This window comes from Streptomyces sp. NPDC007991 (assembly GCF_042958445.1).
In the GTDB taxonomy this organism is placed as follows: domain Bacteria; phylum Actinomycetota; class Actinomycetes; order Streptomycetales; family Streptomycetaceae; genus Streptomyces.
The window spans coordinates 229,391-255,532 of sequence record NZ_JBIBJD010000005.1; the positions used below are offsets into that span (position 1 = coordinate 229,391).

Here is a 26,142-nt window from a genome sequence, read left to right on the forward strand (position 1 = left end):
CCGGACTGTCCGCCACGGCCCGGACTGTCCGCCACGGCCCGGACTGTCCGCCACGGCCCGGATCACCGCTCGACGAACCGCCCGAGGTGATCCGGGTCCGGCCGCAGCAGCCCGTCCCGGACCGCGAGCGCGGTCGCCTGCGCACGGGAGGCGCATCCGGTCTTGCGCAGCAGATGCCCGACATGGCTGTGCACCGTCCGGGGAGACAGGAACAGGGCCTGCGCGATGGCCTGGTTGGTCTGGCCCGTGGCCGCCCGGGTGAGCACGTCCAGCTCCCGGGGGCTCAGCCCGTACGGCAGTTCCGTGGGCGTCTCGTGCACCAGCACCGCCTCGGACGCGAGGCCGGGTCCGGCCGGGTGCCGGTGCAGGACGACCCGCTGCCAGCCGCCGCCGGCCGGCCACAGCAGGCGCAGGCGCCGGCCGCCCGTGCCGGTGAAGGCGTCGAGCAGCGCGCGGAACCCGCCTGGCTCCCGCAGCACCCGCGGCCGGTCCCGGCCCGGCAGGTCGATCACCCCGCCGTCGCCCGTGACCAGGCTCGCCGCATCCTCCGCCGCCAGGCCGTGCAGGTCGCCGGCGTGGGCCAACGGGTCGGCGAGCGCGGCGAGGGCGGGCATCACGGAGGCGAGGAGCCGACGGGCGTCGGTGTCGTAGGCGTCCGCACTCTCGGTGGAGAGGTGGACCAGGCCCACCAGCCGGCCCCGGTGCCGCAGCGCTCCCGTGACACCGTCCCGGAAACCGGCCGGGCGGACCCGCTCGGCGTAGAACCAGCCGTGCCGGAAGCGCGGCCCGGAGCCGTCGGTGTCCTCCGCGTCCTCGGAGATGGACGGTGGCAGCTCCCGCCGTACGACATTGCGGTACCACGGCGTCGCGACGAACTCCCCGGCCAGGGCCTGCGAGGCCGCGGCGGTGTAGCCGATGCTCGCGACCTGGACGTGGGAGCCGGTCAGCGGGTCGATCGTGAGCAGGGTCGCCGCGTCCAGCGGCAGGGCGCGGGCGAGTTCGCCCAGGGCCTCGGCGGAAGCCGACGTGGTGTCGCGCTCGCGGGTGAGCATGCCGATGCGTGCTGCTGCCGCGATCTGGTGGTGACTGGGCATGACGAGCCTCCGGACGGCTCGGGCACGAGGTCGTTTGGGCCCTAACGGTAGTGGGTCGCTCCGGGTCCGGCAAGGTGTTCGCCCTTGTGCCGAGCGAGGGGTCCATGATCCGCCGGCCGTCGTGGGCAGTCGGTATTTGTACGGATGGTGCGGCGGGCCCGGCGGGGCTTTCCTGTTCGGCACACCCGGACGCCCGCTCCAGCCGGGCCCGCCCCTCGGAGAGCCCCGCCATGACATCACCCCCGTCCACACCCTCACGCAGGCACTTCCTCACCCTCTCCGCCGCCACCGCCCTGGCCGCCGCCGGCTGCTCGGCACCGGAGAACACGGCCGCCTCGGCCAAGCCCTCACCCTCCGGCGGCACCCGCCTGACGAAGATCGGACTCGACTACCCCTTCACCCAGCTCCCGCTCTACTCCACGCTGGTGAAGCTCTCCACCGCCCAGGCCAAGAAGCACGGCATCTCGCTGCTCACGACCAGCGACAACGCCAGCGCCGACACCCAGGCGAGCAACCTCACCACCTGGGTCGCCCGCAAGGTCCCGGCGATCGTGTCCTTCCCGATGGTCTTCGAGGCCGCCGAGCCCGTCGCCAAGGCGGCCCTGGACGCGGGACTGATCTGGGTCACCTACGGCGGCTCCCTGCACCACCAGAGCGCCGACATCCAGTTCAGCTTCCGCAAGGGCGGCACCCTGCTCGGCGAGGCCGCGGCGCAGTGGGCCGAGGAGCACCTCGGCGGCAAGGGCAAGATCGCCTTCCTCACCGACAGCACCATCGAGCTGGGCCGTGAACGCACCAAGGGCATGATCGACGCCTTCACCAGGCTGGCGCCCGGCGTCGACGTGGTGGCGCGGGAGCAGGCCATCGACCCGGACACGGGCCTGTCGAAGACGAAGGCGATCCTCGCCAAGCACCCCGACCTCAACCTCGTCCTCGGCGTCACGGACGCCGCCGCGTACGGCGGCTTCAAGGCCCTCCAGCAGGCGGGCCGCGCCGCCGACGACGCCAGGACGTTCGTCGGCGGCCAGGACGGCTCCGCGCCCTCCCTCCTCGCCGTCAAGCAGGGCACCTTCTACCGGGCCTCCGCCGCGCTCGCCCCGAAGGACATCGCCGCCGCCATCGTCGACGTGCCGCGCGCCGTCGCCGCGGGCAAGGCGAACCCCAGCGCCCAGGTGCCGGTCGCGCTCGTCCAGCACGCCGACACCGCCGAGATCGACGCCCTGCTCGCGCAGAACGCCTGAGGCCCACCGCCATGACGACCACGAACCTCCGCATCAGCGGCCTGACCAAGTCCTTCGGCGGCGTCCGGGCCCTCGACGGCGTGGACCTCACCGTGCCCGCCGGGCAGGTGCACGCCCTGCTCGGCCACAACGGCGCCGGCAAGTCCACCCTCATCAAGTGCCTCGGCGGCGCCTACCCGCCCGACGCCGGCACGATCGAGGTGGGCGGCGCGTCGTACACCCGTCTCACGCCGCGCGAGTCGATCGCGGCCGGCGTGGCGATCATCTTCCAGACGCTGAGCGTGGTCGACGCTCTGACCGTGGCGGAGAACATCTTCCTCGGCCAGGAGTGGACGCGTTACGGCCGCATCGACCGGCGCGCCCAGGAAGAGGTCGCGGCCGGGCTGCTGAAGCGGGTCGCGGCCCGGTGTTCCCCGCGCGACCGGGTCGGTGATCTGCCCATGGGACAGCGGCAGTTGGTCGAGATCGCCAAGGCCCTCAGCCGCAGCGCCGCCGTCCTGGTCCTCGACGAGCCGACCGCGGCGCTGTCCGGCGCGGAGACCGACGCCCTGGCCGAACGCGTCGAGGACCTCCGCGCGCAGGGCCTCGCCATCGTCTACGTCACCCACCTGCTGTCGGAGGTGGAACGGCTCGCGGACGCGGTGACCGTCCTGCGCGACGGCCGGGTGACCCACCAGGCCACGATGGCCGGACAGACGCGCCGTGACCTGGTCGAGGCGATCGCGGGCAGGCCGACGGAGGCCGTGCAGGGGCCTCGGCGCGCCCCGGGCACGGACGCGCCGGAGCCGCCGCGCAGGGCCGGCCCGGACGCCCGGAGGCCGCGTTACGCGCCCGGCCCGGACGCGGCGCGTGGCATGCCGGGCACGGACGCCCAAAGCCCGCCGCACGCGCCCGGCCCGGCAGGGCACGCCGCCCGTCACACGCCGAGCCCGGCCGCCGAGGAGCCGGGGCGCACTCCCGATCGGGACGAGCACACGCCAGGCCCCCAGACGCCCAGGCCGCAGCACACGCCGACCGCGCCCGGCCTGGTCGTCGAAGCCCTGCGCGGCCCCGGCTTCGGCCCCGTCGGCCTCACCGTCGCCGAGGGGGAACGCGTAGGCCTGTTCGGGCTCATCGGCTCCGGCCGCACCCGCATCCTGGAGACGCTCTACGGCCGGCGCAGGGCCACCGCCGGAACCATCCGCGTCGGCGAACGCACCGTCAGCCCCGCCCGGCCCGCCGACGCGCTCGGCGCCGGCATCGCGCTCGTACCGGCGGACCGGCGCGCACAGGGCCTGTTCCCGTCACTGTCCGCGCGGGACAACGCGCTGCTTCCGGCCGTCGGGACCCTGGCCCGGTACCACGTACGGGCGTTGGGCGCCGAACGGCGGGTGTTCGACGCACTGGCCACGGCGATCGGGCTGCGCCCGGCCCGGCCCGGGCTGCCGGCGAGCGCGTTCTCCGGCGGCAACCAGCAAAAGCTCGTCCTGGGCCGGTGGATCAACGCGGCCCGGCACGTGGACGTGCTGCTGCTGGACGAGCCGACCCAGGGCGTCGACGTGGGGGCCCGTCAGGAGATCTACCGGGTGGTGTCCGGGCTCGCCGCCGAGCGCGGCACCGCCGTGCTGTTCGCCTCCGGCGACCCGGAGGAGATCGTGGCGCTCGCCGACCGCTGCCTGATCGTCGCCCACGGACGGATCGTCGGCGAACTCTCCGGCACCGGACTCACCGAACAGGCCCTGCTCTCGGCGGTCCACGACGCCGATCCCGACCCCCTGCCCGCCGAAGGAGCAGCATGACCACCGCCGACCGCGTCCTCACCCGCCCGCGTCTGCTCGCCACGGGCGGGCTGAGCACCGTACGCCGCAACCCGCTCCTTCCCGTCCTCGTCGCGATGGTGCTGGTCTTCCAGCTGACCACGGGCAGCTTCCTCGACCCGGCCAACCTCGGCGGCATCGCCACCGACGCCGCCACCCTCGCCATCGTCGCCGTCCCGCTGGCCCTCCTCGTCATCAGCGGATACCTCGACCTGTCGGTCGGCTCCACGCTCGCCCTCGGCGGTCTCGTCGCCGGCTGGCTGGCCGGGCAGCACCACCAGCCGCCCGCCGTGGCCCTGCTCGGGGCGCTCGCCGCAGGGGCGGTGGTCGGCGCCGTGAACGGCGTGCTGTGCTGCTACTTCGGCCTGTCCGCGTTCATCGTCACCCTCGGCATGCTGACCGCCGTACGCGGGCTGGCGCAGCAGTTGTTCCCGCTGCCGCTCAGCGGTTTCGGTTCCGGGTTCGCCTGGATCGGCGGGGCGCGGATCGCCGGGATCGCGGCGCCGGTCGTCATAGCGGCGGTCGTGCTGGCGGCGGGTGCGCTGTTCCTCGCGTTCACCCCGGCCGGACGGCACGTCTTCGCCATCGGCGTGAACCGGGAGGCCGCCCACCTCTCCGGCATCCAGGTCCGCCGCACCCCCTTCGCGCTGTTCGTCGTCACCGGCGTGGCGGCCGCCCTGGCCGGTGTCGTCAAGGCGTCGGTCCTGGACAGCGTGGTGGCCGGAACCTCGGGAGCCGGTTTCGAGCTGGCCGTGCTCACCGCCGTTCTGGTCGGCGGAGTCGCCCTCACCGGCGGCTCCGGCTCGATCCTCGGCGTCCTGCTCGGCGTGCTGTTTCTCGGCGGCCTGCAAAACGGCCTGACCCTGCTGAACGTGCCGACGTTCTGGCAGCAGATGGCCCAGGGCGTCGCGCTGGTGGCCGGCGCGGCCCTGGCCTACGTCGCGCCTCGCACCGGGCGCTGATCCCCCTCCCCCGATCCCCCTGAGACAGAAAGAGGTCACCGTGAGCGACACCGCCCCGACCCTCGTCCTGACCGGCGGCCAGGTCCTCACCGCCGACGCGGACTTCAGCGTCGCCGAAGGCGTCGCCGTACGCGGCCGGGACATCCTGGCCGTCGGCAGCGACGCCGAGATGCGCGCCCTGGCCGGGCCCCGCACCCGGATCGTCGAACTGGGCGGTCGGACCGTGCTCCCCGGCATCAACGACTCGCATCTGCACGCAGCCGCCTACGGGATGACCAAACCGCCGTTCGCCATCGACGTCGGCCATCCGGCCGTGGGGTCCCTCGCCGACATCGCCGCGGCCGTGGCCCGGGCCGCACGCGACGCACCGGACGGAACGTGGATCGTCGGCCTGGGATGGGACCCCGGTTACCTCGCCGAGTGCCTGGCCGACCCGGGCCGTTTCCCGCACCGCCGGGACCTGGACGCGGTGGCGCCGGACCACCCGGTCTGCCTGACCGACTTCTCCTCGCACATGGTGTGGGCCAACTCCGAGGCACTGCGCCGCTGCCGCATCGACGCGGACACCACACCCCCGCCCGGCGGCGTCATCGACCACGACCCCGACGGCCGGCCGACCGGCATCCTGCGCGAGGCCGCCGGGCGGCTCGTCCAGGCCGCCCTGCCCGCCCCCACCCCCGCCCAGCGCCGGCAGGCCATCCAGAACGTGATCCGCGAACTGCACACCCGCGGCATCACCAGCTACACCGAGCCCGGCCTCGGGCCCGGCGGCTCCGGCACCCTCTTCGGCGGCCTGAGCACCGACAACTGGACCGCGTACGCGGACCTCGCGGCGAGCGGCGAACTCCGGGCGCGCGTCAGCGTCCTGCTGCTGCCCGCCCCCATGGGCGGCTCCGCCGCCGACGTCCGCGAGGGACTGGCCGAACTGCGCCGCCCCGAGTCCGCCGACCCCCGGCTGCTGCGGGCCATCGGCGTCAAGATCTTCGGCGACGGGGTGCCGCCCAACCGCACGGCATGGATGAACGAGCCCTACCCGCAGGGCGGTCACGGCGCCCTGTGCGTCCACGGCGACACCCCGGCGCTCCAGGCCGGCGAACTGCGCGAGATGATCCGGGTCGCCCACGAGGCCGGGTTCCAGCTCGGCGTGCACGTCACCGGCGACCGCGCCATCGACACGGTGGTGGACGCCTTCGTCGCCGCGAACACGGCCGCGCCCCGCCCCGACGCCCGGCACTACGTCATCCACGGCGACTTCATCAGCCCCGGCAGCCTGGTGAAGCTCGCCGCGCACGGCTACGGCGTCAACATGAACCCCGCCATCAAGTGGACCATCTCCGACCTGATGGACGAGGTCGTGGGCCCCGAACGCTCCGCCTACCAGTGGCCGGTGCGCTCCGCGCTCGACGCCGGGGTACGGGTCTGCGCCAGCTCGGACGCGCCGATCACCGAGCCCGACTGGCGCCAGGGCGTGGCCTCGATGATGCTGCGTGAGTCCAAGGCCAGCGGCCGGCCCAGCGGCCCCGAACAGTGCGTGCCGCTCGCCGAGGCCCTGCGCGCCTACACGGCCACCCCGGCCTGGCAGGACTTCGCCGACGACTGGAAGGGCACCGTCGAGCCGGGCAGGGCCGCCGACCTGTGCGTCCTGGACCGGCCACTGCTGGGCCTCGACCCCCACGACATCACCGAGGTCCGGGTGGATCTCACGGTGTTCGACGGGCAGGTGGTCTTCGAACGCTGAGCCGGGTCGGGCGCAGGAGCGATCACCACCTCACGCCGCCCCAGCCGTCCGCCGCGATCCCCACCGCCAGGTCCGGTACCTCCCGGCCACCCGGCACACCGCGTAGACACCGAACGAGATCGTCGTGACGTACGGGCTGATGGGAACGCTGCTGCCCAGCGCGAGCAGGATGCCGCCCTCGATCGAGGCCACGGCGAACAGCACGCTCAGCACGGGCAGCAGCACCGGCGAGGCGGTGACGCGGGCGGCGGCCGCGGCCGGGGTGACGACCAGCGTGAGTACCAGCAGCGCGCCGACGACCTGCACCGACAGGGCGACCGCGAGCCCGAGCACCAGCATGAACGCGAAGGACAGCGCACGCACCGGCACCCCGCGGGCCTGGGCCACATCCGGGTCCGTGCTGGCGAAAGCGAGCGGGCGCCACATGACCGCCAGGGCGATCAGCACCAGCACCGACGTGCCCAGCAGCCACGACATCTGCGGGGTGTCCACGGCGACGATCTGGCCGGTGAGCAGCCCGAACTTGCTGGCCGCCCGGCCCTTGTAAAGGGCGAGGAACAGCACCCCGAGACCGAGCCCGAACGGCATGATGATGCCGATCACCGAGTTGCGGTCCCGGGCCCGTGTCCCCAGCACCCCGATGGCGCCGGCCGCGAGGAGCGAACCGGCGATCGAGCCCGCCACGATGTTCGCGCCCAGCAGCAGCGCGGCCGACGCGCCCGCGAAGGACAGTTCGCTGATGCCGTGCACCGCGAACGGCAGGTCCCGCATCAGGACGAAGACCCCGGCCAGCCCGCCCACGAGACCGAGTGCCACGCCCGCGATGAGGGAGTTGCGGACCAGGCCCAGGAGTTCGCCGTAGTCCGTGAAGTCGAAGATCTGCTGCCAGACCCCGCCGGCGAGCGTCATGCGCGCACTCCGTCCGTCTCGTGAACCTGCCCGGGATGGTGCTGCGGCGCCGCCGGCTCGTCGGGGGCCCCGGCGACGACGACCCGCCCCCGTACGCGCACCACGTCGACCTGCGTGCGGTAGAGCCGGGACAGCGACTCGGAGGTCAGGACCTCGTCCGGGGTGCCCACGCGGTGGCCGCCGGGGGCCAGGTACAGCACCCGGTCGACCATCCCCAGCACCGGGTTGATCTCGTGCGTCACGAAGACCACCGCCGTGCCGTGCGAGCGGCGCCGGGCGTCGATCAGGTCGGTGACGGCCCGCTGGTGGTTCAGGTCGAGCGACAGCAGCGGCTCGTCGCACAGCAGGATCCGCGGATCGGTCGCCAGGGCCTGCCCGATGCGCACGCGTTGCCGCTCGCCGCCGGACAGCATGCCGAGCGGGACGTCGGCGTAGGCCGCGGCCCCCACCGACTCGAGGATCTCGTCCACCCGGCGGCGGACCGCGCCGGTGCGCAGGCGCGGCCCGAAGCGGTGCCCGTCGATGCCGAACCGCACGAGATCCCGGGCGCGCAGCATGGCCTGTGCGGACAGCGCCGCCTGCTGCGGGACGTAGCCGATGTGCCGGGCGGCGTCGCGAGCGGGCCGGCCGAGGACGGTCAGCGTTCCGGCGGACAGCGGACGGCGGCCCAGCAGCGCCCGTACGAAGCTGGTCTTGCCCGCTCCGTTCGGCCCCAGCACGGCCAGGAACTCCCCGGGGCGTACGTCGAGGTCGAGGCCGCTCCACACCGTGCGATCGCCGTAGGACAGGGCCGCGCCGCGCAGCCGGACGACGGCAGTGCCGTCCTGCCCGGACACGGCGGTCACCTGGCCAGCGCGCTCGCGAGCGCGTCGACGTTGGAGGTCATCCAGCCGAGGTAGTCCTTGCCTTTCGGCAGGGTCTCGGTGACGGGCACGACGGGGATGCCGGCCGCCTTGGCCGCCGCCTTCGCCTTCTCGGTCTGCGGGCCGGAGGTCTGCTCGTTGCAGACGAGTGCCTCGACCTTCCTGCCGCTGAACAGGGCCAGGCTCTCCTTCAGGATCCGCGGGGAGACGTCGTCGCCTTCCTCGATCGCCTCGCTGAACGCCGCCGGTGTCCTGTCGACCAGCCCGCTCGCCTCGGTCATGTACAGCGGCACGGGCTCGGTGATGGCCACGCCCTCACCGCCGTGCTCCTTCTTGATCTGAGCCTCCCTGGCCTCCAGCGGGCCGAGTCCCGCCTTGAAAGCGGTGGCGTTCTCCCGGAAGGCGGCCGCGTCGGCAGGGTCGGCCTTGGCGAGGGCCGCGGATATGCGGTCGGCGACGCGGGCGACGGTGGGGAAGTCGTACCAGACGTGCTCGTTCAGCTCGCCGCCCTGCGGCGCGGTCTTGCCGGAGACCCGCACGGCGTTGATCACCTGGGCGGAGTCGTTGTGGCCGCTTCTGAGCATGCGGTCGACGAAGTCGTCGTAGCCGCCGCCGTTCTCGACGACGACCTTCGCCTTGGACAGGGCCAGCTGGTTGTGGGTGTCGGCCTCGTAGGAGTGCGGGTCCTGGTCGGGGTCGCTGATGACCGAGGTGATGTCGACCTTGTCGGCGCCGATGCCGCGCACGATGTCGCCGTAGACGTTCGTGGAGGCGACCACGGGCACCTTGGCCGAGGCGCTGTTGGCGTCGGAGGAGTCCGACGAGCTGCCGCAGCCCGCGAGAAGGGCCAGTGACGCGCTGGTCAGCAGCGCCAGGCGGCGGGACGTGGACAGGGGCATGGCTCCTCCAGGACGGATGTGCACAGGGGGTGCCGGGTGTCCGGCAGGCGCCACGCTAGATGGAAATGAATGTCACGAGCGGGTTCGGGCCGAAGTCATGTGGAAATCATTGCCAATTGTTGGGCCAAGTTATGGACTGGTGGTCCAGGCTCTGGACCTGTAGTCTAAATCCATGCGAGAGGCTCTGACCGCGGAACGGGATGCGATCCTCGCCGCGCTGACACCGGTCGTCGACGGGATCGCCGCGACCTTCGGGCCGGTCTGCGAAGTCGTGCTGCACGACTACCGGAACCGGGAGAAGTCCGTCGTCGCCGTGGCCGGATCGGTCACCGGGCGGACGGTGGGCGGCGCGATGAGCGAGATCGGCATGCGCGTCCTCTCCCACGGGGACGAGGCGGCCGACGACCTGAACTACATCACCCGCACCCGGAACGGGACACTGGTGAAGTCCTCCACGATGGTGCTGCGGGACTCCACGGGAGCCGTGTTCGGCGCGCTCTGTGTCAACGTGGACGTCAGTGCCGTCAGCCAGGCCCACGACCTGCTCGGCGCCCTCGCCGGAGTCGGCGCGGCCCCCGCCGAGCTGCCGACCACCACCTTCGGCGACGACATCGACTCCGTCGTCGACGCCCTTGTCGACGCCCACCAGTCGAAACAGCGCGGCAGCTGGGCGGAGCTCGACCGCGCCGAGCGCCTGGAGCTGTTCGGCGGGCTCGACACCCGCGGGGTCTTCGCCGTGCGCGGCGCGGTCGAGCAGGTCGCCGCCCGGCTCGGCATCTCCCGCGCCTCCGCCTACAACTACCTCTCCCAGGCCCGGGCCGCCCGCAGCGCGGCGTCCGGCACATCCGCTGGAGGACACGCGTGACGACCACCACCCCACCGGTCACCCTCGATGACGTCCGGGACGCCGCCGCCCGGCTCCGGGGCGTCGCCCACCGCACGCCCGTCCTGCGCTCCCGCACCCTCGACGCACTCGTCGGCGCCGAGATCCACCTCAAGTGCGAGAACTTCCAACGCGTCGGCGCCTTCAAGATCCGCGGCGCCTACAACGCCGCCTCCCGCCTCACTCCCGACCAGCTGTCCCGGGGCATCGCCGCCTACTCCTCCGGCAACCACGCCCAGGCCGTCGCCCTGGCCGCCCGCGAGCTCGGTACCACCGCCGTGATCGTCATGCCGGAGGACGCCCCGCCGTCGAAGCGGGCGGCCACCGCCGGCTACGGCGCCGAGATCGTCACCTACGACCGCTACACCGGCGATCGGGTCGCCATCGCCGAGGCCCTGGCCGCCGAGCGGGGTCTCGCCGTCATCCCGCCGTACGAGCATCCGCACGTGATGGCCGGACAGGGCACGGCCGCGCTCGAACTCCTCGAAGAGACGGGGGAGCTGGGCGCGCTGCTCACGCCGGTCGGCGGCGGAGGGCTGATGGCCGGCAGCGCCACGGCGGCCAAGGGCCTGCACCCGGACATCCGGATGATCGGTGTCGAACCGGAGGCCGGGGACGACACCAAGCGCTCCCTGGAGGCGGGACGGCGCGTCAGCATCCCGGTGCCGCACACCATCGCCGACGGACAGGCCCTGCACACCCCCGGCGAACTCACCTTCTCCGTCAACCGGCGGCTCGTCGACGACATCGTCCTGGTCACCGACGACGAGATCCGGGACGCGATGCGGTTCGCCTTCGAACGCCTGAAGATCGTCGTGGAGCCGAGCGGTGCCACCCCGCTGGCCGCCCTGCTCACCGGCCGCGCGGGCCCTCTCCCGCGCCGCGTCGGCGTCATCCTCTCCGGCGGCAACATCGACGCGGAGCGCTTCGCCCGGCTGTGCGGCACCGCTACCGCCTGAATGGCGCGGCCCGCTCGCCGGACGGACGATGGAAGCACATCCCTCACCGAGGAGGAGCGTCATGCTTGAGATGAAGACGCTCGACAAGCCGGACGAGCGGCGCGACTACCCCCGAGGCCATCTGGAAGCCGTCCACATGTCGGGACTGGACTTCGCCATCGCCACGTTCGAACCAGGCTGGCGCTGGTCCGAGTCCGTGGCTCCGATCGCCGGGACCGACAGCTGTCAGATCCACCACAACGGCTACGTCGTCTCGGGCCGCATGCGCATCCGCATGGACGACGGAGCGGAAGGCGAAGTGGGAGCCGGCGACGTGTTCGTCTGCTCACCCGGCCACGACGCCTGGGTCGTCGGCGACGAGCAGTGCGTGGTGTACGACTTCGCGGGCAGCATGGCCAAGGAGTATGCCAAGAAGGACTAGGCGTGTCCGCGAGTCCCGTCGTCCTTCGTGCGGGCCGCCTGATCACACCGGCAGCAGCCGTCCCACCAGTGAGCTCAACTGCCGGACGGTGCGGCACTCGTGCATCTGGACCAGCTCGGCGTAGGAGGGTGCGGCGGAATCGCCCGTGCCCCAGCGCGACCGCTGCTCGGGGTTCAGCCAGTAGACCCGGCGGGCCCGTTCGGCGATCTGCCGTACGGCCGGCAGGTTCGGGTCGCTCATGTTCGTGCGGGCGTCACCGAGGACGAAGACGGTCGTGCGCGGGCCGACGGCGTCGCCGTGGCGTTCCGCGAACTCGCCCAGCGCCATGCCGTAGTCGCTGCTGCCGTGCCAGCCCGTGAGCGTGGCCTCCGCCTGGATACGGGCACTGAGTCCCTCCGGATCCGCGGTGCCGTGCCGCAGCAGTCCGGTCACCTCGTCGATCCGGTTGACGAAGGCGAACACCCGCACCTTGCTGAACTGGTCGTGCAGCGCCTGCACCAGCAGCATCGTGAAGTCGGAGAAGCCGGACACCGATCCCGACACATCGCACAGCAGCACCAGTTCGGGGCGGACGGGACGCCGCCTGCGCAGCACCGGCTTCATCGGCACGCCGCCCGTCGACAGCGAACCGCGCAGGGTCCGCCGCAGGTCGATCGCGCCCCGGGAGGCACGGCGGCGGCGGGCCGCGAGCCGCGTCGCGAGCTTGCGGGCGAGCGGCTGAACCGTCCTGCGCAGCTCGGCCAGCCGGGCCGTCCCGGCGAACAGGAACTCGACCTGGTCGGCGGTCGGCGCCACCGCCCGCCGGGCGATCTCGTCCCGCCCGCGTCGCTCGGCGACCCGGCGCCGCGCCTCCGCCGCCACCAACGCGCGGAAGCTCTCGATACGCCGACGGATCTCGTCCTCCAGCAGCCGGTCCGTGAACCCCGCACTCCCGCCCCGGCCGCGCACGTCGTCGCGGACCCGGGCGAGCAGGGTCTGCGGACGCAGCCGTTCCAGTGTCTGGTACGACGACCAGCCGTCCGACCCCGGCGCGGAACCGTACCCGCCGAAACCGTCGACCGCCTCGACCGCCAGCCGGCCCAGCAGCGCATGGTCGTCGGCGGCGAGCGCGGCCGCCAGCCGGTCACGCAGATCGTCCCGGCCGGCGGCCTTCTCCTCCGGGCCGCCGACACCGCGCGGAAAGTACAGGTCGAAGACGGGGTCGAACACCTGCCGCCCGCCGGGACCGTGCAGCAGAGTCGCAGCGAGCCCCTCGCGCAGCAGCTCCCGGTCCGCGAGGCCGAGCGCCTCGACCGCCCGCGCCGCGTCGACCGTCTCACCGGTGCCGATCCGGATGCCGTGCGCGCGCAACGCCCCGACCAGGGAGGTCAGCCGCTCCGCGACCCCCGCCGGCGTGGTCACAGGGCGTCCAGGTCCAGCTTGGCGGTCGCCTTGAGCACGTCGTCCTGGTGCTTGAGGAGCACCCCGAGCGTAGCCCGCACGACCGTCTCGTCCAGGGTGTCCGCGCCGAGGGCGAGCAGCGTGCGCGCCCAGTCGATGGTCTCGGCCACCGACGGCACCTTGCGCAGGTCCATCGCCCGCAGCGCGCCCACGACCCGGACGACCGAGCGGGCCAGCGCCTCGTCGAGCCCCGGCACCTTCAGCCGTACGATCCGGCGCTCCAGCTCCTCCTCGGGGAAGCCGATGTGGAGGAAGAGGCAGCGGCGGCGCAGCGCCTCGGACAGCTCCCGGCTCGCGTTGGACGTGAGGACGACGAAGGGGCGGCGCGTCGCGGTGATGGTGCCCAGCTCCGGCACGGTCACCTGGAAGTCGCTGAGCACCTCCAGGAGCAGGCCCTCCACCTCGACATCCGCCTTGTCGGTCTCGTCGATCAGCAGCACCTTCGGGTCGTCACCCCGGATGGCCGTCAGCAGCGGCCGGGTGAGCAGGAACTCCTCGCTGAAGATGTCGGTGCGCGTCTCGTCCCACGTCTCGTCGCGGCCGGCGCTGATGCGCAACAGCTGCTTGGCGTGGTTCCACTCGTACAGTGCGCGGGACTCGTCGACCCCCTCGTAGCACTGCAGGCGCGCCAGCCGCGCCCCTGAGACCTCCGCGACGGCCTTGGCGAGCTCCGTCTTGCCGACCCCGGCCGGGCCCTCCACCAGCAGCGGCTTGCCGAGGCGGTCGGCGAGGAAGACGGTCGTGGCGACGGCGGGCGAGGCGAGATAGCCGGTCTCGGCCAGACGCGCGGAGACGTCGTCGACGGATGTGAACAACGGGGCCTCCAGGTCGGCGGCAGCGGGCAGGGCAGTGAGGTGTCCAAGCGCTTGCTCACCGATGATGTCACGGAGACTCCGCGTGCAGAACCCGTCGGTGCCAGGATGGGCGTCAACGGCAGCTCGGCCGTCCGCCTCGCCCGTCTCGTCCTGCCCGGCATGACCGGACGCGGCTGGGGACGCGTCCAGTACATCGCCGGCGACTCGGCGGTCGTGATCCCGCCGAGATGATCCACTACGGCATGTCGGCGACGGCCCTGCTCGCGGTGAGCCGGGCCTTCGCCAAGCGGGCGGCCGGCACCGGCGTCACGGTGAACTCCGTCATCGCCGGACCGACCCGCACCGGCGGCGTCGAGGACTTCGTCCACCGGCTCGTCGGCCGCGACTGCCCTGGGACGAGGCCAGCGCGCCTTCATGCGGTAGCACCGGCCGCGGTCCCCGCTCCAGCGGCTCATCGAGCCGGAGGAGATCGCCCACATGGTCGTCTGCCTCGCCTCCGGCCAAGCCTCGGCGACGACCGGCGGCGCCCTGCGCGTCGACGGCGGCTACGTCGACTCGATCATGCTCTGAGCCGGCGCTCGGCCCGTCAGGCGCCGCCCACCAGGATCACCTCCAGCGTGCGCGGACCGTGCACCCCCTCGACCCGGTCCAGCTCGATGTCGCTGGTCGCCGACGGACCGGAGATCCAGGTCAACGGCCGCGCCGGATCGAGGCGTTCCAGACCCTGCGGCACGGACGACACGACCTGGCCGGGGACGCGTACGACACAGATGTGGTGGTCCGGGACGAGCGTGATCCGGCGACGGCCCTGGTCGGGCGAGCCGTCCAGCACGATCGTCCCGGTCTCCGCGATCGCGACCGCACAGGCCGTCACCACGCTGTCCACCCGGTCGAGTTCCCGCGGCGTGGTCTCCGCCCGGTCCGTCACCCGTGTCACACCGGTCGCCGCCAGCCACCCCTCGTCCAGCCCGGGCGGCACCAGCACCGACGCCGAGCCGCGCTTCTCCAGCAGCCCCGCGATCAACCCGGCCAGCCCCTCGGTGTCCGTACGGTGCACGATCGCCCGGTAGTCCGCGAGGTTCTCGGCGAGCAGTTCGACGGTCTCCTCGACACTCCGGTCGCCGTGCTCGCGCGCATAGTCACGCGCAACCGCCTGCTCGTACGGCATCTCGTCCCGTGGCACATCCGCCAGCGCGCGCCGCACCCGTCCGAGAATCCGCTCCCTGCTGTTCACTTGTTCCCGTCCTTCCCGCCGCGCGTCCGCTGCCACCAGTCCCGGAACGGCTCGGCGGGCACCGGTGGCAGATCCCGGGTCCCGCTCCAGGCCCGGCCGGGCCCCGGCAGTGTGCGGGGGTGGAAGCGCCGGGTCCGGGAGGCGGCGCGCTGCCCGGTGCGCAGCGCGCCCGGGTGCGTGAACGCCCAGCGTGCCGCGCGCATCGCCGCCCGCTCGGCGGCATGCCCCTTCGCCGGCCGCAGCACCACCTTGTTGCCCTCCCGGGTGACCTCCCCGCCCTCCACCACCCGTTCCCGCAGATGCACCAGCACCTCGGGGATGTCGATGGCGACCGGGCACACCTCGTAGCACGCGCCGCACAGCGACGACGCGTACGGCAGCGAGGCGTCGATCTCGCTGCCCGTGCCCCGCAGTTGAGGGCTGAGGATCGCGCCGATCGGGCCCGGGTACACCGAGCCGTACGCGTGGCCGCCGGCCCGCTCGTACACCGGGCACACGTTCAGGCACGCCGAGCAGCGGATGCAGCGCAGCGCCTGCCGGCCGACCTCGTCGGCGAGGGTGTCGGTGCGGCCGTTGTCCAGCAGCACCAGATGGAAGGTGCCCGGCCCGTCCTCGTCGGTCGTGCCGGTCCAGGTGGAGGTGTACGGGTTCATGCGCTCGGCCGTCGAGGAGCGGGGGAGGGTCTGCAGGAACACCTCCAGGTCCCGCCACGTCGGCACGATCTTCTCGATGCCGACGACCGAGATCAGCGTCTCGGGCAGCGTCAGGCACATCCGGCCGTTGCCCTCCGACTCCACGACCACCAGCGTGCCCGTCTCGGCGACCATGAAGTTGGCGCCGGAGATGCCGACCTTGGCGCGCAGGAACTTCTCCCGCAGGTGCAGCCGGGCCGCTTCGGCGAGTTCGGCGGGCGTGTCGGTGAGGCCCTCGGGGGCCGGGCGGCCCCACTCGCTCATCTCCCGGGAGAAGATGTCGCGGATCTCGCCGCGGTTGCGGTGGATGGCCGGGACGAGGATGTGCGAGGGCCGGTCCTTGCCCAACTGCACGATCAGCTCGGCGAGATCCGTCTCGTAGGCGCGGATGCCCTCCGCCTGGAGCGCCTCGTTGAGCCCGATCTCCTGCGTGGCCATCGACTTGACCTTGACGACCTCCGACTCGCCGGTCATCTTCACGAGCTGGGTGACGATCTCGTTGGCCTCGGCCGCGTCGGCGGCCCAGTGGACGACGCCGCCGGCCGCGGTCACCGCCTTCTCCAGCTGCTCCAGGTAGCGGTCGAGGTGGCGCAGCGTGTGGTCCTTGATCCGCTTGCCCGCCTCGCGCAGCTCGGCCCAGTCGGACATCTCCGACACGGCCTTGGCGCGCTTGGCGCGGATGGTGTGCGTGGCGTGCCGCAGATTGCCGCGCAGCGTCTTGTCGCCCACAGCCTCCCGCGCGGCGTCCGGAAACGCCGGCATCCCGAGATACGTCCCGCTCATACGGCCGGTTCCTCCTCCGTGCTCGCCAGGATCTCCGCGATGTGCACCGGCCGCATGCCGGTCCGCAGCCGGGTCATCGTGCCGCCGATGTGCATCAGGCAGGAGTTGTCGGCCGCGCACAGCACCTCGGCGCCCGTCGACTCGGCGTTGCGTACCTTGTCGGCACCCATCGCCGCCGAGACGTCGGCGTTCTTCAGCGCGAAGGTGCCGCCGAACCCGCAGCACTCGTCGGCCCCCGGCAGCTCGGCCAGCTCCAGCCCCTTCACGGCCTGGAGCAGCCGCCTCGGCCGGTCGCCGAGCCCGAGTCCGCGCAGACCGTGACAGGTCGGGTGGTAGGTCACCTTGTGCGGGTAGTAGGCCCCGACGTCCGTCACGCCCAGCACATCCACCAGGAACTCCGTGAGCTCGTACGTCTTCGGCACCACCGGCGCCAGCGTCGCCGCGAGGGCGTCACCCCGCCCCTCGGCCCGGGCCCGCTCGCCCATCCGCGGATACAGCTCCCGCACCATCGCCCCGCACGATCCGGACGGCGTCACGATCGCCTCGTACCCACCGAAGACATCGGAGAAGTGCCGGGCGAGCGGTTCGGCCTCGTGCCGGTATCCGGTGTTGTAGTGGGCCTGGCCGCAGCAGGTCTGCGCCATCGGGAAGTCGACGTCGACGCCCAGTCTGGTCAGCAGTTTCACCACGGCGCGCCCGGTGTCCGGATACAGCGTGTCGTTGACACAGGTCAGGAACAGGGCGACACGCATCGCGGCTCCTTGTGGTCGATCATCGGATGAGTGCAGCGTAGCCGGGGGACGACAGCCGGGGGAGACCCCGTCAGTCCCCGGCGAGCCGGTCCTGCGCGGCGCGCCACCGCTCGGTCCCGCCGCGCGGCTCGTAGCGCGTGAGCGGCTGGGTACGGACGAGCAGCCGCCGCATCCCCGCCAGATCACCGGCCAGCCCGTGGGCCCGCGCCTGCACGAGCACATTGCCCAGGGCGGCGGCCTCGGTCGGCCCCGCCACCACCGGCAGGCCGCACGCGTCGGCGGTCAGCTGGCACAGCAGCGCGTTGCGCGTACCGCCGCCCACCACGTGCACCACGTCGACCGGATGCCCGGCGAGCCGCTGCGCGTCCTGGACGGCCTCGCGGTGGGCGAGGGCGAGGGAGTCGAGGATGCAGCGCGTCACCTCGGCCGGCGACTCCGGCACCGGCTGCCCCGAGGCCCGGCACGCCGCGGCGATCCGCTCCGGCATCCGCCCCGGCGCGAGGAACGCCGTGTCGCCCGCGTCCACGACCGACCGCAACGCCTCCACCTTGGAGGCCTCCAGCAGCAGCGCGCCCAGGTCCGGCTCGCCCCAGGCCCGCACGCACTCCTGGAGCAGCCACAGCCCCATGATGTTGCGCAGGTACCGGACCGTGCCGTCCAGCCCCAGCTCGTTGGTGAAGTTGGCCGCCCGGCTCTCCTCGGTCAGCACCGGCGCGTCCAGCTCCAGACCGGCCAGGGACCAGGTGCCGGTGCAGATGTACGCGAACCGCTCCCGCCCGGCGGGTACGGCGGCCACGGCCGACGCGGTGTCGTGCGACCCGACCGCCGTCACGGGCACGGGCCCGGTCAGCCCGGTCTCCTCCAGCACCGCGCCGCGCAGCAGACCCGCCGGATCACCGGGCTGCCGCAGCGGAGCGAACAGCCCCAGGTCGATCCCCAGCCGCGAGGCGATGTCGTACGACCAGTCGCGCGTGCGGGGATCGATCAGCTGGGTCGTCGAGGCGTTGGTGAGCTCGGTGCCCTGCTCGCCCGTGAGCCAGTACGTCAGCAGGTCGGGGATGAGCAGCAGCCGCTCGGCGGAGGACAGGTGGGCCGAGGAGCGAGCCGCCGTCAGCTGGTACAGGGTGTTGAAGGGCGCGTACTGCAACCCGGTCGCCGCGTACAGCTCCTCCGCCGGGACGGTCGCCCACACCGTCTCCGCGACCCCCTCCGTACGGGAGTCCCGGTAGTGCACGGGATTGCCGAGCAGCGCCCCGTCCGCGTCGAGCAGCCCGTAGTCCACGGCCCAGCTGTCGATCCCGACGGAGTCGACCTGCCCGGCCGCCTTCAGCCCGTCCAGCACCCCCGCATACAGACCGAGCACATCCCAGCGCAGCCCCTCGGGCACGCGCACGGGCCGGTTCGGGAAGCGGTGCGCCTCGGTCAGCTCCAGGCTGTCGGGGCCGACGCGGCCGACCATGACGCGCCCGCTGGACGCGCCGAGGTCGACCGCGGCGTACGACTTCACGGCCGCGCTCACCGCAGGAAGGCGGCCGCGACGCCGGCGTCGACCGGGACGTGCAGCCCGGTGGTGTGGGTCAGATCGCCGCCGGTGAGGGCGAAGACCGCGTTCGCGACATGCTCGGGCAGCACCTCACGCTTGAGGATGGTCCGCTGGGCGTAGAACTCGCCGAGCTTGTCCTCCTCGACCCCGTACACGGCGGCCCGCTGGGCCCCCCACCCGCCGGCGAAGATCCCGGAGCCGCGCACGACGCCGTCCGGGTTGACGCCGTTGACGCGGATGCCGTGCTCGCCCAGCTCGGCGGCGAGCAGCCGCACCTGATGGGCCTGATCGGCCTTGGTGGCCGAGTAGGCGATGTTGTTGGGCCCGGCGAACACCGCGTTCTTCGACGCGATGTAGACGATGTCGCCGCCCAGCTCCTGCGCGATCATCACCCGCGCCGCTTCCCGCGACACCAGGAACGACCCGCGCGCCATGATGTCGTGCTGGAGGTCCCAGTCCTTCGCCGAGGTCTCCAGCAGCGGCTTGGAGATCGAGATGCCGGCGTTGTTGACGACCAGATCGACACCGCCGAACGCCAGCACGGCCGCCTTGAAGGCCTCGGCGATCTGCTCCTCGGACGTGACGTCCACCGTCACGGCGACGGCCTTGTCCGGCCCGCCCAGTTCCTCGGCGACCGCGGCCGCGTTCTCGCCGTTCAGATCGGCCACGACGACACAGGCGCCCTCGGCGGCCAGCCGGTGCGCGATGGCCTTCCCGATCCCGCTGCCGGCACCGGTCACCAGCGCCACCCGCGTCGCGAGCGCCTTGAGCTTCGGCATCCGCTGGAGCTTGGCCTCCTCAAGGGCCCAGTACTCGATGCGGAACTTCTCGGACTCCTCGATCGGCGCGTACGAGGAGACGGCCTCCGCGCCGCGCATCACATTGATGGCGTTGACGTAGAACTCACCGGCCACCCGGGCGGTCTGCTTGTCCTTGCCGAAGCTGAACATGCCCACGCCCGGGACCAGCACGATCGCCGGGTCGGCGCCGCGCATGGCGGGGGAGTCGGGCTCGGCGTGCCGCTGGTAGTAGGCGGCGTACTCCTCGCGGTACTGCGCGTGCAGCTCCTTCAGCCGGGCCACGGCCTCGTCGAGCGGAGCGGTCGGCGGCAGGTCGAGGACCAGCGGCCGGACCTTGGTCCGCAGGAAGTGGTCCGGGCAGGAGGTGCCCAGCGCGGCCAGCCGCGGATGCTCGGCGCTCGCGAGGAAGTCGAGGACGACCTCGGAGTCGTTGAAGTGCCCGACCTGGGGCCGGTCCAGGGAGGCGAGGGCACGGACGTACGGCGCGAGCGCGGCGGCCCGCTCCCGGCGCTCCCCGGCGCTCAGCGCGGCGTACCCCTCGATCACCGGCCCGAAGGGCTCGGCCTTGCCGCGTTCGGCGAGGAACTTCTCCGCGGTCCGGATGATGTGCAGCGAGTTCCGCTCGCACTCCTCGGACGTGTCACCCCAGGCGGTGATGCCGTGCCCGCCCAGAATGCACCCGATGGCCTGCGGATTGGCCTCCTTCACGGCCGCGATGTCCAGCCCCAGCTGGAATCCGGGCCGCCGCCACGGCACCCACACGACACTGTCCCCGAAACACTCGGCGGTCAGCTTCTCCCCGTCGGCGGCGCACGCCAGCGCGATACCGGAGTCGGGGTGCAGATGATCGACGTGCGCGGCCTCGACCAGCCCGTGCATGGCCGTGTCGATGGAGGGAGCCGCCCCGCCCTTGCCATGCAGGCAGTAGTCGAACGCGGCGACCATCTCGTCCTCGCGCTCCACGCCCGGATAGACATCGACGAGCGCCCGCATCCGGTCCAGCCGCAGCACGGCCAGCCCGGCCTCGGTCAGTGTCCCGAGATCCCCGCCGGACCCCTTGACCCACATCAGCTCGACATCACCACCGGTGACGGGGTCGCTCCCGGTGCCCTTGGCGGAGGCGTTGCCGCCCGCGTAGTTGGTGTTACGGGGATCAGAGCCGAGCCGATGCGAACGGGCCAGGAGAGCGGCGGCTTCGGGGTGGGGTGTCATGACAGTTCCTTTTCAGACGGGAGTGGGTGATGCCTTCAGGGGCGCGGGGAACTGCGCGACCAGCCACACATGGCCCGCAGTCCGAATCGAACAGAACCCGGCAGACGCTTACGCCCCCCAACCGGCCTGCTGTCCGCCGACGCGCTCCTCGGCGATCTTCTCCGCCCACCCGGAACGGCGATACGCACCGATCGGATCCGGATCGAGCCCCAGTTCCCCCCGCACCTCGGCGAGAAGAGGACGCACGTCGGTGTTGTACGCGTCCATCAGCACGGCATTCGCCCCGAGTACGTCACCCGACCTCTGCGCCTCACCCAGCGCCTCCCGGTCGACGAGCAGTGCCTTCGCCGTCGCCTCCTGCACGTTCATCACCGACCGGATGATCGCCGGGATCTTCGCCTCGATGTTGTGGCACTGGTCGAGCATGAACGCCACCTCGGGCGAGAACCCGCCGCCCCGGATCACCTCGTACATGATCCGGAACAGCTGGAAGGGATCCGCGGCCCCGACCATCAGGTCGTCATCCGCGTAGAACCGCGAGTTGAAGTCGAACCCGCCGAGCTTCCCCTCCCGCAGCAGCGTCGCCACGATGAACTCGATGTTGGTCCCCGGCGCGTGATGCCCCGTGTCGACGACGACCTGCGCCTTCGGCCCGAGCTTCAGGCAGTGGGCGTACGCCGTGCCCCAGTCCGGCACGTCGGTCGCGTAGAAGGCCGGCTCGAAGAACTTGTACTCCAGGAGCATCCGCTGCCCGTCGCCCAGCCGCTCGTAGACCTCCGCGAGCCCCTCGGCGAGCCGGTCCTGCCGGGCCCGGATGTCGTCCTGCCCGGGATAGTTCGTCCCGTCGGCGAACCACAGCTTCAGGTCCGTGGAACCGGTCGCGTCCATGATGTCGACGCACTCCAGCAGATGGTCGACGGCCTTGCGGCGCACGGAGGCCTCCGGGTGGCAGATGCTCCCGAGCTTGTAGTCGTCGTCCTGGAACGTGTTGGAGTTGATCGCGCCGAGCTTCACCCCGCGCTTCTCGGCGTGCTTCGCCAGCGCCGCGTAGTCGTCGACCTTGTCCCACGGGATGTGCAGGGCGACCGTCGGGGCGACCCCCGTGAACTCGTGCACCTTCGCCGCGTCGTCGAGCTTCTCGTACGGATCGCGCGGCACACCCGCTTGCGCGAACACCTTGAAGCGCGTGCCCGAGTTCCCGTACGCCCACGACGGCGTCTCGACTGCCTGGGTCTTGAGAGCGGCCTTCACCGCGGCGAGCTCGGTCACGTCAGGGCTCCTGAGGCATCGGGTCGTAACGACCACCGAATGAAACGATTCAGGAGGCGAAGTTATGGGCCCCCCGAAGGGGTGTCAACCCCTCCCGTCGACACGATTGCTCGTGACCCGGGCGTGACCTTCTGTCCTCGAAACTTTTTCGACCGGAACCCATTGACGTGACATGCGCGGCACGCCTAACGTCCCGGCAACCCAGTTGAAACCTTTCACGACGCCCACGACGCCGAGAGGCGGTACCGCCGGCGTCGTCGAGGAGCCCCCATGACCCACCCGTCCACCACGGGTCCGGCCCCGGTTCTGGCACTGAAGGACGTCTCCAAGTCCTTCGGCGCGGTCCGCGCACTGCGGGACGTCTCCCTTGAGCTGTTCCCCGGGGAGGTGCACGCCCTCGCCGGTGAGAACGGTGCCGGCAAATCGACCCTCATCAAGACGCTCGCCGGGGTGCACCGGCCGGACGCCGGCCAGGTGCTGCTCGACGGTGCGCCCGTCGCCTTCCATGGTCCCGGCGACGCCCGCGACGCAGGTATCGCCGTGATCTACCAGGAGCCCACGCTCTTCCCCGACCTGTCGATCGCCGAGAACATCTACATGGGCCGCCAGCCCCGGCGCGCCCTCGGCCGGATCGACCACAAGGCCACGCACAACGCGACCGCCGCCCTCATGGAGCGCCTCGGAGTCGAACTCGACCCCGACCGGCCCGCCCGCGGACTGTCCATCGCCGACCAGCAGATCGTCGAGATCGCCAAGGCCCTCTCCTTCGACGCCCGCGTCCTGATCATGGACGAGCCGACCGCCGCGCTCACCGGCAGCGAGGTCGCCCGCCTCTTCGGCGTGGTGCGCACCCTGCGCGAACAGGGCGCCGCCGTGCTGTTCATCTCCCACCGGCTGGAGGAGATCTTCGAGATCTGCCAGCGGGTCACCACCCTGCGCGACGGCGCCTGGGTCGGCAGCGAGCCGCTGGCGGGCATGACCGAGGACGACCTGGTGCGCCGCATGGTCGGCCGCGACCTCGACGAGCTCTACCCCAAGCAGGACGTGCGGCCGGGCGAGGTCGCCCTGAGCGTGCGCCGGCTGACCCGCGAGGGGGTGTTCACCGACGTCTCCTTCGAGGTGCGGCACGGCGAGATCGTCGGCCTCGCCGGACTCGTCGGCGCCGGGCGTACGGAGGTCGCCCGGGCCGTGTTCGGTATCGACCGCTGGGACGCCGGCGAGGTCACCGTCGACGGCAAGGCCCTGGTCAACGGCGCCCCGTCCACCGCGATGGCCGCCGGACTCGCCCTGGTCCCCGAGGACCGGCGCGCCCAGGGCCTGGTGATGGACATGTCGATCGAGCGGAACATCGGGCTCACCGGACTGCGCACCACGGTGAAGGCGGGCCTGATGGACCGCGGCGCCGAGCGCAGCCGCTCCCTCGACTGGGCCGTCAAGCTCCAGGTCAAGTACGCCCGGATCGCCGACACCGTCAACACCCTGTCCGGCGGCAACCAGCAGAAGGTCGTGCTCGCCAAGTGGCTCGCCACCGCGCCCAGGGTGCTGATCGTCGACGAGCCGACCCGCGGCATCGATGTCGGCACCAAGGCCGAGGTGCACCGGCTGCTGTCCCAGCTCGCCGCCGACGGCGTGGCCGTCCTGATGATCTCCTCCGACCTGCCCGAGATCCTCGGTATGGCCGACCGCGTGCTGGTCATGCACGAGGGCCGTCTCACCGCCGAGATCCCACGCTCCGACGCCACCGAGGAAACCGTGATGGCCGCAGCCACGGGGAGGGCCGCCGCATGACGGTCGTCACCCCACAAGAGGCCCCCGTGGCCGACGTGCCCAAGTCGAGCGGCACCCGCCTCGTCGACCGCGTCTTCAAGATGCGCGAACTCGCCATCCTCGCCGTCTTCCTGGTGATGATCGCCGTCACCCAGGCCGGCAACAGCGAGTTCCTCTCCGAACAGGGCATCAAGGACCTGCTGCTGAACGCGACGATCCTCGTGCTGGTCGCCACCGGCCAGTCCCTCGTCGTCATCACCCGCAACGTCGACCTGTCCGTCGGATCCACACTCGGCATCAGCGCCTTCGCCGCCGGAACGTATCTCCAGGACGGTGGCAACCCGGTCGTGGCGATCGCCCTGTCCGTGGTGCTCGGCATCGGCTTCGGACTGCTCAACGGCCTGCTCGTCAGCATCGGCCAGGTGCCCGCGCTCGTCGTCACCCTGGGCACGCTCTACATCATCCGCGGCGTCGACTCCATCTGGGTCGGCTCCAGCCAGATCACCGCGGCCGATCTGCCCGGCGGGTTCGTCGACTTCGGCTCCGGCGGGATCTCGGCGGTGCCGTACCTGGCGCTGATCGCGCTGGCGGTGTTGGTGGCGACGGCCTACTACCTCAAGCACTTCGCCAGCGGCCGCGAGCTTTACGCGCTGGGCTCCAACCCCGAGGCCGCCCGCCTCGCCGGCATCCCCGTGCGCAAGCGGATCCTCGCCGCGTACACCTTCTGCGGCGCCCTCGCCGGACTCGCCGGCGCGATGTACCTCGCCCGGTTCGGCAACGTCGACTCAGGCACCGGCTACGGCTACGAACTGACCGTCGTCAGCGCGGTCGTGGTCGGCGGCGTCGTCTTCACCGGCGGCTCCGGCAGCGTCTACGGCGCGGCCCTCGGCGCGCTGCTGCTGACCTCCGTCAACAGTGTGCTGCCCGCCCTCGGCGTCAGCTCCGTGTGGGTGCTCGCGATCAACGGCATCCTGCTCATCCTCGCCATCGCGGTCGACCGGATCGTCGCGCTGCGCGTGGCCTCCGCCCTGAAGAAGAGGAACGCCCGCCATGGCTGACACCTCCCTGAGCCGAGCGGTCCGCTGGGACACGGTCGTCGGCGCCCTGCTGATCGTGGTCCTGCTGTTCTCCTTCGGCTTCGTCGACGGGTTCGGCAACGCGCTCAACCTGTCGTTCCTGATCGGCAACACGCTGCCGATCGCGCTGATCGCACTGCCGATGACCCTGCTGGTCGTCTCCGGGGAGATCGACCTGTCGGTGGCGTCCACGGCGGGGCTGTCCGGCGCGGTGATGGGCGCGCTGTGGAACCAGGGCATGGCCATCGAGACGATCATCCCGATCTGTCTGCTGCTGGGTGTGGTGTGCGGGCTGGTCAACGGACTGCTGGTGACCCGGCTGGGACTGCCGTCGCTGGCCGTCACCATCGGCACGCTGGCCGCGTACCGGGGTATCGCGCAGATCGTGCTCGGCTCGGACGCGGTGACCGACTTCCCCACGCAGTACCTGGACTTCGCGTCCGGGCGCATCGGCGACACGTTCATCCCGTACGCCCTCCTGCCGTTCCTCGTCCTGCTGGCCGTCGCCGTGGTCGCGCTGCACGCCACGCCGTTCGGGCGGTCGCTGTTCGCGATCGGGGCGAGTGAGGAGGCGGCGCGGTTCGCCGGGATCCGGGTCAAGCGGCAGAAGCTGATCCTGTTCACGCTGACCGGCCTGATGGCCTCCCTGACCGGCATCTTCTGGGCGCTGCACTACGCCAGCGCCCGCTACGACAACGCCACCGGCCTCGAACTGTCCGTCGTGGCCGCCGTGTTGCTCGGCGGTATCGACTTCGACGGCGGCAAGGGCACGTTGGGCGGTGCGATCGCGGGGGTGTTCCTCCTCGGCGCGCTGCAGAACGTGATGAGCCTTCAGGACGTGTCCGCCCAGTCCCAGATCGTCGTCACCGGCGTCCTGCTCGTTCTGTCCGTGCTCGGCCCCCGGGTCGTGCGGCAGATCTCCACAGCGAGGGCGGGCCGCAGAGCCGCCTCGACTCCCACCTCCTAATCAGCCCTTCCTCATAAAGGACCAACG

General features: G+C 72.1%; 22 protein-coding genes and 1 pseudogene. 11 read left to right on the forward strand and 12 right to left on the reverse strand.

Annotated features, from left to right (window positions below; translation table 11 throughout):
- Positions 1-62: 62 nt before the first annotated feature.
- Positions 63-1,094, reverse strand: a complete 1,032-nt coding sequence (locus ACFZDA_RS15660; RefSeq protein ID WP_391080701.1) for a LuxR C-terminal-related transcriptional regulator — start codon at positions 1,092-1,094, stop codon at positions 63-65.
- 230 nt (positions 1,095-1,324) lie between these two features.
- Between ACFZDA_RS15660 and ACFZDA_RS15665 the strand changes: the two genes are divergently transcribed.
- From ACFZDA_RS15665 to ACFZDA_RS15680, 4 genes are read left to right on the forward strand one after another with little or no spacing between them, the layout of a single operon-like run.
- Positions 1,325-2,335: a substrate-binding domain-containing protein gene (locus ACFZDA_RS15665; RefSeq protein WP_391080704.1), complete on the forward strand. Its 1,011-nt coding sequence runs from the start codon at positions 1,325-1,327 to the stop codon at positions 2,333-2,335.
- Positions 2,336-2,346: 11 nt separating this feature from the next.
- Positions 2,347-4,113: an ATP-binding cassette domain-containing protein gene (locus ACFZDA_RS15670; RefSeq protein WP_391080707.1), complete on the forward strand. Its 1,767-nt coding sequence runs from the start codon at positions 2,347-2,349 to the stop codon at positions 4,111-4,113.
- Positions 4,110-5,093 carry an ABC transporter permease gene (locus tag ACFZDA_RS15675; protein WP_391080710.1) on the forward strand — a complete coding sequence of 328 codons (984 nt, stop codon included), beginning with the start codon at positions 4,110-4,112 and terminating at the stop codon, positions 5,091-5,093. Before ACFZDA_RS15670 ends, ACFZDA_RS15675 begins: the two co-directional genes overlap by 4 nt.
- 40 nt (positions 5,094-5,133) lie before the next feature.
- Positions 5,134-6,831 carry an amidohydrolase family protein gene (locus tag ACFZDA_RS15680; RefSeq protein WP_391080713.1) on the forward strand — a complete coding sequence of 566 codons (1,698 nt, stop codon included), beginning with the start codon at positions 5,134-5,136 and terminating at the stop codon, positions 6,829-6,831.
- A 30-nt stretch (positions 6,832-6,861) separates the two neighbouring features.
- Here the strand turns inward: ACFZDA_RS15680 and ACFZDA_RS15685 are convergent, their stop codons facing one another.
- The 3 genes from ACFZDA_RS15685 to ACFZDA_RS15695 are packed head-to-tail and all read right to left on the reverse strand — an operon-like array spanning position 6,862 to position 9,502.
- Positions 6,862-7,740 (reverse strand): metal ABC transporter permease, encoded by an 879-nt coding sequence (locus tag ACFZDA_RS15685; RefSeq protein WP_391080716.1) that lies wholly within the window; start codon positions 7,738-7,740, stop codon positions 6,862-6,864.
- Positions 7,737-8,585, reverse strand: a complete 849-nt coding sequence (locus tag ACFZDA_RS15690; RefSeq protein ID WP_391080719.1) for an ATP-binding cassette domain-containing protein — start codon at positions 8,583-8,585, stop codon at positions 7,737-7,739. The genes ACFZDA_RS15685 and ACFZDA_RS15690 overlap by 4 nt, the downstream gene beginning before the upstream one ends.
- The gene (locus ACFZDA_RS15695) at positions 8,582-9,502 is read right to left on the reverse strand and encodes a metal ABC transporter solute-binding protein, Zn/Mn family (RefSeq protein WP_391080723.1); all 921 of its coding nucleotides are present in this window, start codon (positions 9,500-9,502) and stop codon (positions 8,582-8,584) included. Before ACFZDA_RS15695 ends, ACFZDA_RS15690 begins: the two co-directional genes overlap by 4 nt.
- 172 nt (positions 9,503-9,674) lie before the next feature.
- On the opposite strand from ACFZDA_RS15695, the gene ACFZDA_RS15700 reads away from it, so the two are divergent.
- The 3 genes from ACFZDA_RS15700 (at position 9,675) to ACFZDA_RS15710 (ending at position 11,765) form a co-directional block, all read left to right on the forward strand.
- On the forward strand, positions 9,675-10,367 hold the full coding sequence (locus ACFZDA_RS15700) for a PAS domain-containing protein (RefSeq protein WP_391080726.1): 693 nt from the start codon (positions 9,675-9,677) through the stop codon (positions 10,365-10,367).
- Complete coding sequence (locus ACFZDA_RS15705) at positions 10,364-11,344, forward strand: pyridoxal-phosphate dependent enzyme (protein WP_391080729.1); 981 nt, start codon at positions 10,364-10,366, stop codon at positions 11,342-11,344. Before ACFZDA_RS15700 ends, ACFZDA_RS15705 begins: the two co-directional genes overlap by 4 nt.
- A 61-nt stretch (positions 11,345-11,405) precedes the next feature.
- On the forward strand, positions 11,406-11,765 hold the full coding sequence (locus ACFZDA_RS15710; protein ID WP_391080732.1) for a cupin domain-containing protein: 360 nt from the start codon (positions 11,406-11,408) through the stop codon (positions 11,763-11,765).
- Positions 11,766-11,807: 42 nt separating this feature from the next.
- Here ACFZDA_RS15710 and ACFZDA_RS15715 read toward each other — a convergent pair whose 3' ends face one another.
- Together ACFZDA_RS15715 and ACFZDA_RS15720 are read right to left on the reverse strand one after the other, a co-directional pair.
- Entirely contained in the window at positions 11,808-13,166 is a 1,359-nt protein-coding gene (locus ACFZDA_RS15715) for a VWA domain-containing protein (protein WP_391080735.1), read from the reverse strand.
- The gene (locus ACFZDA_RS15720; protein ID WP_391080738.1) at positions 13,163-14,020 is read right to left on the reverse strand and encodes an AAA family ATPase; all 858 of its coding nucleotides are present in this window, start codon (positions 14,018-14,020) and stop codon (positions 13,163-13,165) included. The genes ACFZDA_RS15715 and ACFZDA_RS15720 overlap by 4 nt, the downstream gene beginning before the upstream one ends.
- 111 nt (positions 14,021-14,131) lie before the next feature.
- Between ACFZDA_RS15720 and ACFZDA_RS15725 the strand changes: the two are divergent.
- Positions 14,132-14,590: pseudogene (locus ACFZDA_RS15725) on the forward strand (SDR family NAD(P)-dependent oxidoreductase); the annotation flags it as partial.
- Positions 14,591-14,606: 16 nt separating this feature from the next.
- Here ACFZDA_RS15725 and ACFZDA_RS15730 read toward each other — a convergent pair.
- The 6 genes from ACFZDA_RS15730 to rhaI form a co-directional block, all read right to left on the reverse strand.
- Complete coding sequence (locus ACFZDA_RS15730; protein ID WP_391080741.1) at positions 14,607-15,254, reverse strand: LUD domain-containing protein; 648 nt, start codon at positions 15,252-15,254, stop codon at positions 14,607-14,609.
- Positions 15,251-16,729: a LutB/LldF family L-lactate oxidation iron-sulfur protein gene (locus tag ACFZDA_RS15735; RefSeq protein ID WP_391080744.1), complete on the reverse strand. Its 1,479-nt coding sequence runs from the start codon at positions 16,727-16,729 to the stop codon at positions 15,251-15,253. Before ACFZDA_RS15735 ends, ACFZDA_RS15730 begins: the two co-directional genes overlap by 4 nt.
- Positions 16,726-17,481: a heterodisulfide reductase-related iron-sulfur binding cluster gene (locus tag ACFZDA_RS15740; RefSeq protein WP_391080746.1), complete on the reverse strand. Its 756-nt coding sequence runs from the start codon at positions 17,479-17,481 to the stop codon at positions 16,726-16,728. The genes ACFZDA_RS15735 and ACFZDA_RS15740 overlap by 4 nt, the downstream gene beginning before the upstream one ends.
- A 70-nt stretch (positions 17,482-17,551) precedes the next feature.
- Positions 17,552-19,000 (reverse strand): FGGY-family carbohydrate kinase, encoded by a 1,449-nt coding sequence (locus ACFZDA_RS15745; RefSeq protein ID WP_391080749.1) that lies wholly within the window; start codon positions 18,998-19,000, stop codon positions 17,552-17,554.
- Complete coding sequence (locus ACFZDA_RS15750; RefSeq protein ID WP_391080753.1) at positions 18,997-21,036, reverse strand: bifunctional aldolase/short-chain dehydrogenase; 2,040 nt, start codon at positions 21,034-21,036, stop codon at positions 18,997-18,999. The genes ACFZDA_RS15745 and ACFZDA_RS15750 overlap by 4 nt, the downstream gene beginning before the upstream one ends.
- Before the next feature lie 108 nt (positions 21,037-21,144).
- Complete coding sequence (gene rhaI, locus ACFZDA_RS15755; protein ID WP_391080755.1) at positions 21,145-22,305, reverse strand: L-rhamnose isomerase; 1,161 nt, start codon at positions 22,303-22,305, stop codon at positions 21,145-21,147.
- Between the two features lie 270 nt (positions 22,306-22,575).
- Between rhaI and ACFZDA_RS15760 the strand changes: the two genes are divergently transcribed.
- Genes ACFZDA_RS15760 through ACFZDA_RS15770 form a run of 3 tightly spaced genes read left to right on the forward strand, consistent with a single transcriptional unit; the run spans position 22,576 to position 26,115 of the window.
- Positions 22,576-24,093, forward strand: coding sequence for an ATP-binding cassette domain-containing protein (locus ACFZDA_RS15760; RefSeq protein WP_391080758.1), 1,518 nt, complete (start codon positions 22,576-22,578; stop codon positions 24,091-24,093).
- Complete coding sequence (locus ACFZDA_RS15765; protein WP_391080761.1) at positions 24,090-25,130, forward strand: ABC transporter permease; 1,041 nt, start codon at positions 24,090-24,092, stop codon at positions 25,128-25,130. Before ACFZDA_RS15760 ends, ACFZDA_RS15765 begins: the two co-directional genes overlap by 4 nt.
- Complete coding sequence (locus ACFZDA_RS15770) at positions 25,123-26,115, forward strand: ABC transporter permease (RefSeq protein ID WP_391080764.1); 993 nt, start codon at positions 25,123-25,125, stop codon at positions 26,113-26,115. Before ACFZDA_RS15765 ends, ACFZDA_RS15770 begins: the two co-directional genes overlap by 8 nt.
- The last annotated feature ends 27 nt before the right edge of the window (positions 26,116-26,142 follow it).

Bases quoted from the DNA above. Each gene is read 5' to 3' on its own strand.
- ACFZDA_RS15660 (WP_391080701.1), bottom strand. From the start codon at position 1,094: ATGCCCAGTCACCACCAGATCGCGGCAGCAGCACGCATCGGCATGCTC.
- ACFZDA_RS15665 (WP_391080704.1), top strand. From the start codon at position 1,325: ATGACATCACCCCCGTCCACACCCTCACGCAGGCACTTCCTCACCCTC.
- ACFZDA_RS15670 (WP_391080707.1), top strand. From the start codon at position 2,347: ATGACGACCACGAACCTCCGCATCAGCGGCCTGACCAAGTCCTTCGGC.
- ACFZDA_RS15675 (WP_391080710.1), top strand. From the start codon at position 4,110: ATGACCACCGCCGACCGCGTCCTCACCCGCCCGCGTCTGCTCGCCACG.
- ACFZDA_RS15685 (WP_391080716.1), bottom strand. From the start codon at position 7,740: ATGACGCTCGCCGGCGGGGTCTGGCAGCAGATCTTCGACTTCACGGAC.
- ACFZDA_RS15695 (WP_391080723.1), bottom strand. From the start codon at position 9,502: ATGCCCCTGTCCACGTCCCGCCGCCTGGCGCTGCTGACCAGCGCGTCA.
- ACFZDA_RS15700 (WP_391080726.1), top strand. From the start codon at position 9,675: ATGCGAGAGGCTCTGACCGCGGAACGGGATGCGATCCTCGCCGCGCTG.
- ACFZDA_RS15710 (WP_391080732.1), top strand. From the start codon at position 11,406: ATGCTTGAGATGAAGACGCTCGACAAGCCGGACGAGCGGCGCGACTAC.
- ACFZDA_RS15735 (WP_391080744.1), bottom strand. From the start codon at position 16,729: ATGAGCGGGACGTATCTCGGGATGCCGGCGTTTCCGGACGCCGCGCGG.
- ACFZDA_RS15740 (WP_391080746.1), bottom strand. From the start codon at position 17,481: ATGCGTGTCGCCCTGTTCCTGACCTGTGTCAACGACACGCTGTATCCG.
- ACFZDA_RS15750 (WP_391080753.1), bottom strand. From the start codon at position 21,036: ATGACACCCCACCCCGAAGCCGCCGCTCTCCTGGCCCGTTCGCATCGG.
- ACFZDA_RS15760 (WP_391080758.1), top strand. From the start codon at position 22,576: ATGACCCACCCGTCCACCACGGGTCCGGCCCCGGTTCTGGCACTGAAG.
- ACFZDA_RS15765 (WP_391080761.1), top strand. From the start codon at position 24,090: ATGACGGTCGTCACCCCACAAGAGGCCCCCGTGGCCGACGTGCCCAAG.
- ACFZDA_RS15770 (WP_391080764.1), top strand. From the start codon at position 25,123: ATGGCTGACACCTCCCTGAGCCGAGCGGTCCGCTGGGACACGGTCGTC.